General features: G+C 67.6%; 13 protein-coding genes. 3 read left to right on the top strand and 10 right to left on the bottom strand.

Features of this window, described 5'->3' with window-relative positions; all coding sequences use genetic code 11:
- Nucleotides 1-1,158: SagB family peptide dehydrogenase (locus tag AC6EKW_RS10160; protein ID WP_498514307.1), on the top strand; the 1,158-nt coding region annotated here is incomplete at its 5' end.
- 31 nt (nucleotides 1,159-1,189) lie between these two features.
- Here AC6EKW_RS10160 and AC6EKW_RS10155 read toward each other — a convergent pair.
- The 10 genes from AC6EKW_RS10155 to AC6EKW_RS10110 form a co-directional block, all read right to left on the bottom strand.
- A complete protein-coding gene (locus tag AC6EKW_RS10155) occupies nucleotides 1,190-2,305 on the bottom strand; it encodes a cobalamin-independent methionine synthase II family protein (RefSeq protein WP_273887785.1) in 1,116 nt (371 codons plus the stop codon).
- Nucleotides 2,302-2,976 (bottom strand): DJ-1/PfpI family protein, encoded by a 675-nt coding sequence (locus tag AC6EKW_RS10150; RefSeq protein ID WP_273887784.1) that lies wholly within the window; start codon nucleotides 2,974-2,976, stop codon nucleotides 2,302-2,304. The genes AC6EKW_RS10155 and AC6EKW_RS10150 overlap by 4 nt, the downstream gene beginning before the upstream one ends.
- Nucleotides 2,977-3,018: 42 nt before the next feature.
- Complete coding sequence (locus AC6EKW_RS10145) at nucleotides 3,019-3,831, bottom strand: cyclase family protein (protein ID WP_498514306.1); 813 nt, start codon at nucleotides 3,829-3,831, stop codon at nucleotides 3,019-3,021.
- Nucleotides 3,828-4,829, bottom strand: a complete 1,002-nt coding sequence (gene ilvC, locus AC6EKW_RS10140; RefSeq protein WP_498514305.1) for a ketol-acid reductoisomerase — start codon at nucleotides 4,827-4,829, stop codon at nucleotides 3,828-3,830. Before ilvC ends, AC6EKW_RS10145 begins: the two co-directional genes overlap by 4 nt.
- 127 nt (nucleotides 4,830-4,956) lie before the next feature.
- Nucleotides 4,957-5,646, bottom strand: coding sequence for a ferritin-like domain-containing protein (locus AC6EKW_RS10135; protein WP_273887781.1), 690 nt, complete (start codon nucleotides 5,644-5,646; stop codon nucleotides 4,957-4,959).
- A gap of 64 nt (nucleotides 5,647-5,710) precedes the next feature.
- Nucleotides 5,711-6,982 (bottom strand): nickel pincer cofactor-dependent isomerase, group 22, encoded by a 1,272-nt coding sequence (locus AC6EKW_RS10130; protein WP_273887780.1) that lies wholly within the window; start codon nucleotides 6,980-6,982, stop codon nucleotides 5,711-5,713.
- 5 nt (nucleotides 6,983-6,987) lie between these two features.
- A complete protein-coding gene (gene pdxA / locus AC6EKW_RS10125; protein WP_273887779.1) occupies nucleotides 6,988-8,001 on the bottom strand; it encodes a 4-hydroxythreonine-4-phosphate dehydrogenase PdxA in 1,014 nt (337 codons plus the stop codon).
- Entirely contained in the window at nucleotides 7,998-9,134 is a 1,137-nt protein-coding gene (locus tag AC6EKW_RS10120) for a four-carbon acid sugar kinase family protein (RefSeq protein ID WP_273887778.1), read from the bottom strand. The genes pdxA and AC6EKW_RS10120 overlap by 4 nt, the downstream gene beginning before the upstream one ends.
- A 1-nt stretch (nucleotide 9,135) precedes the next feature.
- On the bottom strand, nucleotides 9,136-10,455 hold the full coding sequence (locus tag AC6EKW_RS10115; RefSeq protein ID WP_273887777.1) for an MFS transporter: 1,320 nt from the start codon (nucleotides 10,453-10,455) through the stop codon (nucleotides 9,136-9,138).
- 61 nt (nucleotides 10,456-10,516) lie between these two features.
- Nucleotides 10,517-11,305: a DeoR/GlpR family DNA-binding transcription regulator gene (locus tag AC6EKW_RS10110; protein WP_273887776.1), complete on the bottom strand. Its 789-nt coding sequence runs from the start codon at nucleotides 11,303-11,305 to the stop codon at nucleotides 10,517-10,519.
- 221 nt (nucleotides 11,306-11,526) lie between these two features.
- Here AC6EKW_RS10110 and AC6EKW_RS10105 point away from each other — a divergent pair, with 221 nt between their 5' ends.
- The gene (locus AC6EKW_RS10105) at nucleotides 11,527-12,288 is read left to right on the top strand and encodes a sulfite exporter TauE/SafE family protein (RefSeq protein WP_273887775.1); all 762 of its coding nucleotides are present in this window, start codon (nucleotides 11,527-11,529) and stop codon (nucleotides 12,286-12,288) included.
- A 29-nt stretch (nucleotides 12,289-12,317) separates the two neighbouring features.
- The gene (locus AC6EKW_RS10100) at nucleotides 12,318-12,770 is read left to right on the top strand and encodes a hypothetical protein (RefSeq protein ID WP_273887774.1); all 453 of its coding nucleotides are present in this window, start codon (nucleotides 12,318-12,320) and stop codon (nucleotides 12,768-12,770) included.

Raw genomic sequence — 12,770 nt, 5'->3', positions numbered from 1 at the left:
AGGGAGGGGCCGTGTCCGGGATGCCCGGAGGAGAACATGGGGCGCCTGCGCCAGGATCTGAACCACCTCATCAGCGCCGCCCTGCTGGCCTCGGTGGTGGCGACCGCGCTCACCGGCGTGGTCGCCCACCTGTGGGACCTGAACGACTTCTGGTACCACACCTACTCCGGGTACGTCATGGCGGCTTTCGCGTTGGTGCACGTAGTCCTCAACTGGGGGCGCCTGACCGGCTACGCGCGCTTCCGCTTCAGCCGTAGAGGATCGAGGAGGAAGAGAGCGGCTCCCGCTGCCGCACGGGCACCCGCCCGCCATCGGGTGCTCCGTGTAGCCGGGCGTGCCGTCGTCTCGCGGCGGGGTTTTCTGGCGCTGGTCGTCGGGGGTGCGGGCGGCTTCCTGACCGGACAGAGGATGGGCGGGGCGCGCTCGATCCCGGAGGGATCGGACCTGGGCCTGCTCTACCACCAGTGGAGCAAGCCCGGCGCGATGGACCTGTTCGGCGCGGTCTCCGACTGGGGTGGGCGTCCACCGCTCTACAAGACCTACGAGGGCGCGCCCAGAGTCGTGCTGCCGAAGCCGCGCCTGGATGGCGGGCTGCCTACCGAGGAGGCGATGGAGCGCCGCCGCTCGACCCGCGAGTACTCCGGTGAGCCGATGACGCTCGGGGAACTCTCCCGGGTGCTTTACCTGGTGGACGGCATAAGCAGCGAGCGCTGGGGCTACAAGCTGCGGACCGCACCGTCCTCGGGAGCGCTCTACCCCGTGGAGATCTACCCGGTCGTCCACGGCGTGAGAGGGCTCCTGCCCGGCGTCTACCACTACGATTTCAGGGAACACGCGCTGGAGAGGCTGCGTGCGGGCGATATGCGCGACGAGGTCGTGCGCCAGGGGCTCGGGCAGCGGTTCCTCGGCCGGTGCAACGCGGTTTTGATCCTCACCCTCATCTTCCAGCGGATGCGCTTCAAGTACCGGGACCGCACCTACCGCTACGGCCTGATAGAAGCCGGACACCTGGGGCAGAACCTCTACCTCGCGGCCACCTCGATGGGGCTCGGGGCGTGCGCGGTCGGCGCCTTCCTGGACGACCGGGTGAACGGCATGCTCGGCGTGGACGGCAGGGAAGAGGCGGCGATCTACATGCTCGGCGTCGGCAGGGTGTGACCGGGTGTGTTCATCCGGGCGTGCACCGGACTCAGACGCGTCCCCACACCTTCTCCGCCGTCTCTATCACCACCCGGAGCTTGTGCTCCTCGTCCTCCGGTGTCAGGGCGTTGCCGATGACCGAGGTTGCGAACCCGCACTGGGGGCTTATCGCCAGCCGCTCGAGCGGGACGTAGCGGGCCGCCTCGCGGATGCGTGCTTCTAACTCCTCCACGGTCTCGCGGCGGGGGTTCTTGGTCGTCACCAGCCCGAGGACCGCCGTCCTGTCCTCCGGCAGGTGTCGCAGGGGCTCGAAGGTGCCGCTTCTCTTATCGTCGTACTCGAGCATGAGCCTCCCGGCGTTTATGCCGCCGAAGATCCTCCGCGCCAGCGGCTCGTAGGAGCCGGAGACGAGCCAGCGGCTGCCCTGGTTGCCCCGGCAGAGGTGGAACGCGAAGGTCACGCCGGGATGATCCCCGATGACGTGGTTGTCCAGCTCGACGCCGCGGGTGAGCCAGCGGTCGAGGTCCCAGCCGCGCGCCTCGTAGAACGCCCGGGTCTTCGGGTCCAGGAGCAGCGGGTAGTGGGGGGCGTCGAGCTGGATGTAGGTGGCCCCGAGCCGCACCAGCTCCTCGACCTCCTCCCGCAAGAGCCGCGCCACGTCCTCCAGGAACTCGTCGAGCGTCGGGTAGGCCTCTCTGGAGACCTCCGGAGACCAGAAGCTGGCGTACAGGGAAGGGCTCGGGAGCGTGACCTTGATGGTCCTGTCCGTGCGCGCCCGGGCGTAGACGAACTCCTCGACCGAGAGGTTGCGTACGCGCCGGAGCTTGCCGACGACACCGAGGTTCTGTGGCCGCTCGGTCCTCTTGTCTCCCACCCGCTCGTCGCCGTGCCACTCGCCCCAGAGGTAGGCGTCCAAGGTGTGGGGACCGAAACCCTCGGTGGCCTCGACGAGCTGGCTCTGGAAGGACTCCCGGCGCATCTCGCCGTCGGTCACGACAGAGAGCCCCACCCGCTCCTGCAACGCGAGGGCCTCGTCCACGGCCCGATCCTCGACGCGCTTGAAATCCGCCGCGGAGAGCTCGCCCGCCGCGCGGCGCTCCCTGGCCTCGAGCAGGTAGGGGGGACGCAGCAGGCTCCCGACCACGTCGGCGCGGGCGGAGATCATACGCCGGGTGAGCGCTCCCCGACGACCTCCACGTCGTCGCGGTACGCCTCGTAAGCCCTGGTGTACTCCATGACCCGCGCGACTTCGGAGACGAACTCCTCGTCGTATCCGGCGCGCTTCAGCAAATAGAAGCCCATCTCCATCCCGGAGGAGATGCCGCCTGCCGTCAGGATGCGCCCGGCGTCCACGACCCGGGCCCGGCTGACTCTGCAGGCGGGCGCGATGTCGGCGAGGCGATCGATCGGGGGCTTGCCGTTCGGGGGCTTCTCGGTGTTGTCCGGCTCCTTGCGGTTGGTCGCGGCGAGCCCGTCGAGCAGGCCCATCTTCGCGTAGACCCACGAGCCCGTGCACACGCTGACGAGCAGCGTCTCCTCCGGGAGGGAACGGACGTAGTCGTGCAGGTTGCGGTTGTGCATCTCCGGCCGGGTCCCGATGCCGCCCGGGATCAGGAAAGCGTCCATCGCCGGATGGTCTCCGAAGGAGTAGTTCGGCAGGACGGTGAACCCCGCCTGGGCCTGCACCGGCCGCATCGCCTCCCCGACGAGGAAGACATCGAGCTCCGGGTCGAAGCGCCGGGCTACCGAAAATACCCCGTAAGGCGCGGCGAAGTCCACTATCTCGGCGCCCTCGAACACGTAGATCCCGAGCCTGAACCCCTCTTTTCGTGCCATCCTTGGGCCTCCTCTATGTCGGGGGATGGGCTGTTCCTTTGTTTATACTCCCCGTGGGACCAGCGCGACGGCCCTGCCGGGCCCGCCGCTCGATCCGGCGACCTTGAGGGGGAGGAAGATGAAGTACGCCCCCCGCACGGGCAGCTCTCCGAGGTTCGTCAGGATCTCGACGTAGCGCATCCTCCTGCCCAGGCCCTCCCGGTGCACCGGCACCCCGTCGTGTGCGCTGCCGATGCTCGGGGCGTCTATGCCGAGCGTCCTTATCCCCTTCTCGTGCAGGTAGACGGCGAGCTTTGGTGAGGGTGCGGGCCAGCCCGGGGCTTCTCCGGTGACGAGCGGGGCCTGCATGAACCTCTCGCCCTCCTCGCCCTCGGCGTAGTAGCGGTCCCAGCCGGTCCGCAGCAGCACCACCTCGCCCTCCTCCAGCTCCCCGTGCTCTTCCTCGAAGGCCCTTATGTGTTCCGGCTCGATGAAGGGGCTCACCCCGGGTTTACCCTGCCCGGAGAGGAACCGCACGTCGACCACGACGGCGGGTCCCATCAGCTCCTCCGGCGGCACCTTCTCCCCACTCTGGCTCCCGAGCGGGCCCGCGGCCGGGAGCCCCGAGCCCTCCGGCGGGATGAAGTGGGTGGGGGCGTCGAAGTGGGTGCCGCAGTGTTCGTCGATGACGATGAAGTTGGTCTGGTAGGGAGCCGTGCTGCGGGTCCTGCCGGTGGGGCCCTCGACCTCGGCGAACCAGTTCCAGTTGTGGTGGGCGAAGCTCATGTGTCCCGGCCAGGTGCCCGGAAGCCGCTCGGAGAGCGTGACCGAGAGGTCGACCACCCGCGCCGCGCCGATCCCGCCGAGGTCTATCACCGCGCCTCCTTCCCGCCGAGCATCTCCTGCAGGCTCGCCTCCGCCCGCACCATCGGGTGCTGCATCACCCGGGCGTACAGCTCCTCCAGCGCCTTCTCCCCCTCCTGGCGTTTCGCGGACCACTCCGCGTCGAAGCTCCCTGAGCGTATGCGCTCCTCGAGCGCCTCGCGCAGGAAGGATTCTATCCCAACCCGGTCCGTCTCCGCGAGGCGGGAGAGCTGCCCGTACTGGCTCGTGTGCGAGTGGAGCCTGAGCTGCTCGAAGAAGCCCACCTCGGCCGCCCGCTCGAAGATCTCGGCCGGCTCCTTCGAGACGTAGAGCTCCAAAAGCGCCGCCTCGGGCGGTATGCCCGCCTCGACCTCGAGCTCGAACGCCGCGAGGAAGATCCTCATGATGAGCGGCCAGATCCCCTGCTCGGCGAGGAGGTCCATCCAGGTCTCCTGCTCGAAGCCGACCTCTATCGCCCCGGCCCGCGTGCAGCCTATCGCCTTCGCGAGCGCCAGGCAGTCCTCCCGGGCGTGTCCGGAGGCGTCCCGGTGGACATCCACGAAGCACGGCGCCCCATCCCCGGAGAGGTAGAGCGCCCTGAGGGCCTCCCCGATCATGCGCGGGGCGACCATCACCACGTCCACCCCCTCGGGCGGTTCGATGTGGGAGAAGGTCACGTTGTAGCCGCTCGCGAAGACGAGCGTCTTCCCGGGGGTGAGGTGCGACCCGATATGCTCCTTGTAGACTTCCGGAGCCACCTCGTCGGGGATGAGCAGGAGGATCACCTCTCCCCTTCGTGCGGCCCCTGCGATGGGCATGACGGGGAAGCCGTCCTCCTCCGCCCGGTCCCAGCTCTCGTCGCGGACGTTGCCGACGATGATGTCCTCTATCCCCGAGTCGCGCATGTTCAGGGCCTGGGCGCGGCCCTGGTTGCCGTAGCCGATCACGGCGACGGTGCGCCCCGCGAGCCTCCCGATATCCGCGTCCTGGTCTGTGTAGATGCGGGCCAACTTTCCCTCCTCTCTTTCCCGATGAGGCGATGGTAAGCCCGGAGAGGCTCGAAGTGAAGCCCGGTGTACCGGGGGATGAAAAAGGGACCCCGAAAGGGGCCCCGGCGAGAGGAGGTCCGCGGTATCCCTACCGCGGGCAGGAGGTGATGAACGGCGAGGCCTCCTTCAAGACCTGCTGCTTCGACTTGGGTTTGTCGAAGGAGGCGGGGAAGGGGACGTAGCCGTTTATGAGGTTGAGGTAGGAGGCGTGGCGCGCCTCGACGGTCGCTATCGTCGCGCCGGCGGTCAGCAGGTCGGGGTTCTTTATCTTGTGGATCGCACCGTCGTAGGCCGAGACGCCGAGGTTCTCGAAGATGCGGGCGAGCTGCACGAAGCCCTTCACGTTCTTGTACGGGAAGCGGTAGCGGCACTCCGGCACGGGTTTGCCGCCGAGCTGCCGGATGACGGCCGTCAGCGTCTTGACGTGGTCGTGCTCGTGCTCCCGGATGAGCTCGAAGTACTTCCTTACCTCGGCGCCGTCGAGGATGCGTATCCCCGCCTTCTGGTAGCGACGGTACCTGAGGAACGCGAGCCGGAAGTCCTGGGTGGTGAACCTCTTCAGGCCCTCCCTGTAGAACGTGTACTCCAGATGTTCCAGCGTGAGCGCGTAGTTGAGGACGGCGATGTCCCCCGCCGTGTTCGCGGCCTCGGCGGTCTTCGGGAGCAGGGCTCCGCCGCCGAGCGCGAGCGCCAGCGCCCCGCCGCCGAGCAGCCTGCCCGAGCCGGAGAGGAAGCCGCGCCGCGAGAGGGCCTCCTCCGTGAACGACTGCTGGACCATTACCGCTCCTTTCTCCAGAGACCGGTTTCGGATACGCCGTATACGGCGCCTGCGGGGTCCCGGATCACAGGAGTCGGCTCGATTCCGCCAGCGGCCTCAGGTTCCCCGATCCATCGAAGCTCAGCTCTGCGGGTCCATCCACGATCTCCGCGTCGCCCGCCGCGAGCACCTCTTCGAGCAGGTTCTCCGAGACGAGGGCGTATCTGAGGTCGAGCGTGTTCGGGATGCGCACGAAGCGCGCCCTCTCCGGCGGGACACCCCAGTTGCAGCGGACGGCGGCCTCGAGCGCCTCGCGGTCGTTCTCCAGGATCAGCGGGATCTTACCCCGCTCGACGAACGTGCTGGTGAGGACGTTCTGGTTGGTCGCGGCGAAGTCCATCTTCTCGAAGAGCCGCTTCGTAGTGAAGTCCGCGAGCCCCACCCCGAGCGCGTTGCCGTGCGAGGCCTCGCTGAGGTCACCCACGATGATGTACCTGACCTTCGGGCTCTCCGGCTCCTCGACGCCCGGGATGCGGTAGCGGCCGATGACGTTGGTGTCCATCCCGGTCCCGCTGTAGTTCTTGCCGAGCTCGTCGACGAAGAGGACGTCGATCTCCTCTGCGGGGAGCTTCGGGGCCAGGTTTCTCGCCCGCCGCAGCAGCGCCTTCTCGCGTTCGATTACGGCCTCCGGCAGGATGACCTCCAGGATCGCGGTCTCCTCGTAGGCGTTCTCGACGAGCGCGACCCCGAAGAGGATCTTGCCGGAGGAGAAGACGAGGCTTCCGGCCTCGACCATGTGGTCGCGGATGCCTGGGATGCCGCGGGCGTGCAGCTCCAGGGCCCCGGCGTGCTTGCCGAGCCCGATCGCGGCCATCTTCAGGAGCCCGCTCTCTATCTCCGAGTGGAAGTCGGTGTGCTGCTTGATCCGGCCCACGACGACCACGCCGTCCGCCTGCGCGGCCAGCCGGTCCATGTAGACCGGGATACCGTGTGGGGTGTGTCCGATCTCGACGGTCTCCATCGAGGAGCGGATCGGTGCTCCGACGCTCCGTTCGGTGACGCCCAGGCTCTCGAGCACCTCGAGCTGTCCCTCGGCGGTGGCCCCGCCGTGGCTGCCCATCGCCGGGACTATGAACGGCTCCGCCCCGGCCCCTCGCACGATGCCGACGAGCGTCTCGAGCACCTTCGGGATGTCCGAGATGCCGCGGCTCCCGGCGGTGATCGCCACCCTCATCCCCGGTCGGAGCTTCTTCCGGATCTCCGGGCGCGCGCACTGCCTGCGCAGCTCATCCTCCACCTCCTCCACCCGCGGCCGTGGGAACTCGCGGCGCACGAGCGCCACCTTCGGAAACTCCACCTCCATCACCTCCTCGCCATCCGGCCGCTCAGCTCGCGGGCAAGCTCTATCGCGGCCTTCATGCTGCGGTGGTCCGCCATACCCGTACCCGCGATATCGAAGGCGGTCCCGTGGTCGACGCTGGTGCGGAAGAACGGCAGGCCCACCGTGACGTTCACCCCCGTTTCGAATCCAGAGAGCTTCACCGGGATGTGGCCCTGGTCGTGGTACTGCACGACCACGATGTCGAACTCCCCCTTCCTGGCCCGCGAGAAGATCGTGTCCGGCGGGTAGGGACCGCTCGCGTCGATCCCCTCCTCCCGTGCCCGTTCCACCGCCGGCCTTATGAGCCTTTCGTCCTCCTCGCCGAAGAGGCCGTTCTCCCCGGCGTGGGGGTTGAGGCCCGCGACGGCTATCCTGAGTTCCTCGATGCCGAGCCTCTCCAGCGTCCTGTGTGCCAGCCGGATGACGGTGAGCTCCCGCTCCGGCTGCACCAGATCTATGGCCTCTCTCAGTGGGACGTGGGTCGAGACGTGGATGACGCGCAGATCCTCCGCGACGAGCATCATCGCGTAGTCTCTGGTGCCGGTGAGCTTCGCCAGGATCTCGGTGTGACCGGGGTATTCGTGCCCGGCGAGGTGCATCGCCTCCTTGTTCAAAGGCGCGGTGGCGACCGCGTCCACCTCTCCCTCCAGCGCGAGGGAGGTCGCGTGGCGGACGTACTCGAAGGCGGCGTCCCCGGCCCGGGCGTCGAGCTTGCCGAACGGGAGGTCCATGGGCAGCTCGCTCCGGGTGATGACGTCGGCGATGCCCGGCTCGAAGCGGGCCTCCGAGACCCCTCCTATGACGTTCATGCTCAGGGGGAGCCCGAGGAGGCTTATCGCGCGCCCGAGAATACCCGCGTCCCCGACGATGACCGCGTGGTTTTCTCGCTGAAAGTCCTCCTCGGCGAATGTCCTGGCGACCACCTCCGGGCCGACGCCCGCCGGGTCTCCCATCGTGACCGCGACGATGGGAAGTGTTCTTCTGTCCTCGGTCATCGTCCTCCTCCGGTCAGGGTGAGAAGCGCGTTCCAGAGCGTCTCGGGCCCGCCGAAGCCCCCTGCCTTGGTCACGACCGGGTACGGGCGATCCCCGATCAGGGTGCCCGCTGGAACGCCGGGCTCCACCTCTCCTCTCAACAGGATACCGCGCTCTCCGAGCGCCGAAGCGATCCGGCGGGCCGTCTCCCCTCCGGTGAGCACCAGCGCGTCGAAGAGGTCTTCCCCGGCCAGGCTGACCACGACCCGCGCGAGTGCGGCGGATATCCTCTGTTCCGCCCCCGCGCTCCTCTGCGGGGCGGAGCACAGAGCGGCGCTGCGACCGGCCGTGAGGACGCGGCGCAGGCCATCGGTCGCGTCTTCTGCGAGCGGGACGACCTCCAGGCCGCGTTGCTTGAGGACGTCGAGCTGCTCACGGGAGGTGGCGCTGGTACTCCCCACGACGACGAGCACCCTGCGGGCGGAGAAGGTGGGCGGGCCCGGCACCTTCCGTGGGCCGGGATGGACCGAGCCGAGCGCCCGGGCGAGCCCCGCCGAGCCGGCCCAGAGTACGGAGGCGGGGTCTCGAACGCAGCGTACCAGGTGCTCGAGATGTTTCTGCTCTTCCGCGTCCGCCACGATCCATCGCGCCCGCGCGAGTGACCGGACTGCGTCTTCGCGGCGGGCTCTTGCCGCCAGCACTTCCACCGGACCGAGCCCGGCTCTCTCGAGCAGGGTCGGGAGGTGCCCCCCGGGTAGCGGCTCTCCGTGGAGAACCTGCGTCCCCTCACGGGTCGTGCGGCCCATCTCCGGGAAGGCGGGGGCGAGGAGGCAGGCCCGGCGTCCCGAGGTCTCGAGCGCGGCGCCGAGCTCCGCGGCGACGTTGCCCCGCAGGGTGGAGTCGAGTTTCTTGTAGAGGATGGAGGCGTGCCGCACGCGCCCTGTAGCCTCGGTGGTTCTGCCCGCGGCTCCTTCTCTCCCCAGTTCCCTGGAGCCGGCGTCCAGCGCCAGGGCGTCGGCCTCCGGCAGGGTGGTGCTGTCCTGGAAGAGCACGGCCGTACGGTACCCGGAGCGGGCGAACTGCACCCCGCAGTCCGCCGCCCCGGTGAGGTCGTCGGCGACGATGGCGACTGCCGGTTGCGCGGGCGGTCGCATTTCAGGTGCTTATCGCCTCGAGCTCCTGCCCGGGCGGTATCCTGCGCAGCGCGAGCGTCAGCAGCTGACCGAGAGCGAGCACTACGGCCACCACGACCCAGGCCGTGGTCTCCGTGGTGAAGGTGGTGAGGATGGTCCAGATGCCGGCCCCGATCAGGAGCCCGCCGGCGAAGATGGCTCCGAGGAAGCCCACCGCCGTGCCGCGCACGCGGGTGGGGAAGCTCTCCGCCTGGTAGGCGTAGCCTGCTCCGGACCAGGTTCCGTTGGTGACCTGGTAGATCAGGAAGTAGATTATGCCGGCGAGCACGGTGCCGTGCACGAGCAGGAAGATCAGGTTGAGCGGTGCCACGAGCATGGCCGTCCGGATCAGAACCTCCCTCCGGCCCCATTTCTCACCGAGCCATCCGCCGAGGATGTAGAAGAAGAACCCTATCCCCCCGGAGATCAGGAGCAATACCCCGGCCTCTCCTCCGGTGAACCCTTTGACCCGGGTGAGGAAGTCGGTGATGTAGAGGTTCGAGGCGGCGAAGGAGCTCGAGTAGAACAGCCAGACGACCGTGAGGAGCAACAGCTGGCGGCGTACCGGCCCGGGGTGGGCGAAGAGCTGCTTGAGCGTGACCTCCTCGACCTCTTCGACGTTGACCTCGTACTTCTCGAGTAGACGGGCGAGGCGTTCTTCGTCCCCGGCCTTCTTGGCTCGCTTGACCTCCTGCAGGTGCCGGAAACGGTCGCTCTCCCTTATGAAGGCCCGGCCGATGATGACGACGATGATCGGGATGACGCCGAACAGGAATACGAAGCGCCAGCCGTAGCCGACGAACAGCGTGTAGACCGCCGAGGCGAGGAAGACACCAAGCGGCCAGCCTCCCTGCACGATGGAGTACAGGAGCCCCCGCCGACGCGCGGTAACCTGCTCGTTCACGAGCGTGATCGAGACGGCGAGTTCCGACTGGGCGAAGGCCGAGGCGAGCATCCGGATCACGACGAGCTGCCAGAAGTTCTGCACGAAGAAGGTGAGCCCGGTGAAGACCGCCGCCGCAGCGAGGCAGATCATCCACATCCTCTTGCGCCCCAGGGTGTCCATCCCGTAGCCGACGAAGAGCGTGACCACGAACTGCGCGGCCGAGACGAAGAAGACCAGGGTTCCCACCAGCGAGGCCGAGAGCCCGAGATCCTGTGAGATGTTCGGGATCGTGAGGACCAGGAGGTTGAGGTCGTACGATGCGAGCGACCAGCCGGCGAGCGCTATTGTTATCAGATAAAGGGTGTATGCTCTACCTCCTTCGGTGCTGCCGAGTATGCTTTCGTTTTGCATGGTCATCGGTGTTCATCCTCCTTACCCTTTCCCCGTTTGTTTTCGTGGAGCCTACCCCACGCTTCATTCACACGAGATGTACTTCCAATCCTCCGATCTTCGAGATCTCCCGCAGCTTCGCTTCTGACAGCGAAGAGCCGGTTACCAGATCGTCCACCTCCTCCAGGGCGCACACGTCGAAGAAGGCCGGGGGCCCGAACTTGCTGTGGTCGGCGAGCAGCACGACCCTCCGCGCGGCGCGGATGATCGCCCGCTTGACCGCCGCGACCTCCAACCCGGCCTCGGTGAGCGTCGTGCCCGCGATCGCGTGTATCCCGACGAGCGCGACGTCCGCGTGCAGCCGCTCGAAGAACGCCTGGGTCTCGGGCCCGAGCAGCGTGAACGAACGTTCCCTCACCACCCCTCCTGAGACCAGGACCTTCACCCCGGAGACCGACGCGAGCAGCGAGGCCGCATACACGTCGTTCGTGACCGCGGTGATCCGGAGAGGCCGCCTCGCGAACGCCTCTATCGCCGCGACCACCGTCGATGAGGAGTCGAAGATGACGCTCTGCCCCTCCTCCAGGAGCGAGACGGCATGCCCGCCTATCCTCGCCTTCTCCTCCGCGTGGCTGCGACGCCGGTCCTCGAAGAGGGGCTCGAAGGTCGCCCTCTCGGACGTCACCGCCCCCCCGTGCGAGCGGCGTATGCCACCTTCTTCTTCCAGCAGCCTGAGATCCCTGCGCACCGTGGACTCCGAAACCCCCGTCTCCCGCGCGATCTCGGCCACCGACGCCGCCCCCCGCGACCGTAGCAGGCTCAGAACCCGCGCCCTGCGCTCCGCCGGTATGCTCCTGTCCCCGCTCTTGCCTTTCATCCGCCTCTCCCCACCGATACGAACAATTTACCAGTGTCGGTCATATATTGTCAAATAAAGTCGAATATGAGCAAAAATGAGCGAAGGATCGGGAAGGACTTTACGGTGGGGTGTTGTTTTAATGGCCTGTGTGGGATATACGCTTTTAGGATGTTTGAAGGCAGAGGAGGTTTTTGAGGGTTGATCTTTGCCGGAGGGTTTGACGAGAGCGGAAGGGTGTTTTGAGTTTTGATCTGTGGCAGGGGGTGGTGCTTGCGGGTGCGGGGTTTCTCTCCGGGGCGCTCAACGCCGCCGCTGGGGGAGGTTCTCTGATCAGCTTCCCCGCTCTTTTGTGGGTGGGGTATCCACCGATAGTCGCCAACGTCACCAACAACGTCTCCGCCGTGCCGGGATACGTGGGTGGGGGATGGGGATATCGCCGCTACCTCTCGGGGCAGAAGGGCAGGATCATCCCTCTCTCCATAGCGAGCACGGTGGGCAGCGCCATCGGGGTCTTCCTGATTCTGAAGAGCTCTCGGGCCCAGTTCGAGGGGGTGGTGCCGTTCCTCGTTCTGCTGGCCTGCGCTCTTCTTGCGGTCCAGCCCTATGTGGGGAAGTTGCTCGTCCGCTTCCAGAAGCGCCGGAGCACGCGGCCGGGATTGGGCGTCCTCGCCGCTCAGACCCTCGCCGCCGTTTACGGAGGATACTTCGGGGCTGCGCTCGGTGTGGCCGTGCTGGCGCTGCTCGGGATAGCCATAGACGACAGCCTGCAGCGGATAAACGCTCTGAAGGCATTTTTGCAGATCGTAATAGGCGGGGTCGCAGCGGTGGGGTTCATAATCCTCACGCCGGTCGCCTGGGGAGCGGTGGCTATCGTCGCACCGGCCTCGATCGTCGGGGGGAGGTTCGGGGCGTGGGCGGCCCAGCGGCTCAGCGACCGGGTGCTCAGGATTGCCATCGTGATCTACGGCGTGGCGATCGCGGGCTGGCTGTTCGTGCGTTAGGGGCCTGGTAGGCTGTAGAATGCCGTCCCGTGAATCACGGTAAGCTCTGGAGAGAGGCCGCTCGTGCCGGCGTACGGTGGGGGATAACCGGCGGCGTCGTCGGGTTCGTAGTCTCCCTTCTCGGCGCTTTGGCCGGGGTTATCGCTGCCGGTTTCGTCGGCGTGATCTGTGGACGGCGGGTGGCTCGATCCACGGAACACGGCGGCCGACCCGCCGATGGAGCCAGGGCCGGGCTCGCCGCCGGGCTCGTGGCGATGCCCGTCTTCGTCGTGGGGAGCGCCGCGGGGGCGCTGCTCTCCGCGAGCAGCCTGGGCTCCCGCAGGATCGCCGCAGCACTCTCCGACGCCACCGGCCTGCACCTCACCCCCGGCGAGGCCTGGCAGATCTTCCTGCTCTCCATCGCCCTCGCCGCGTTCTTCGAGGCCGTGATCTTCCTCGTCGCTTCGGTCGCCGCCGGAGCCCTCGCCTGCAGGAGGGGGTAG

The sequence above is a fragment of the Rubrobacter sp. M3-4 genome (assembly GCF_059772285.1).
This window is presented reverse-complemented; position numbering and strand designations above follow the sequence as displayed.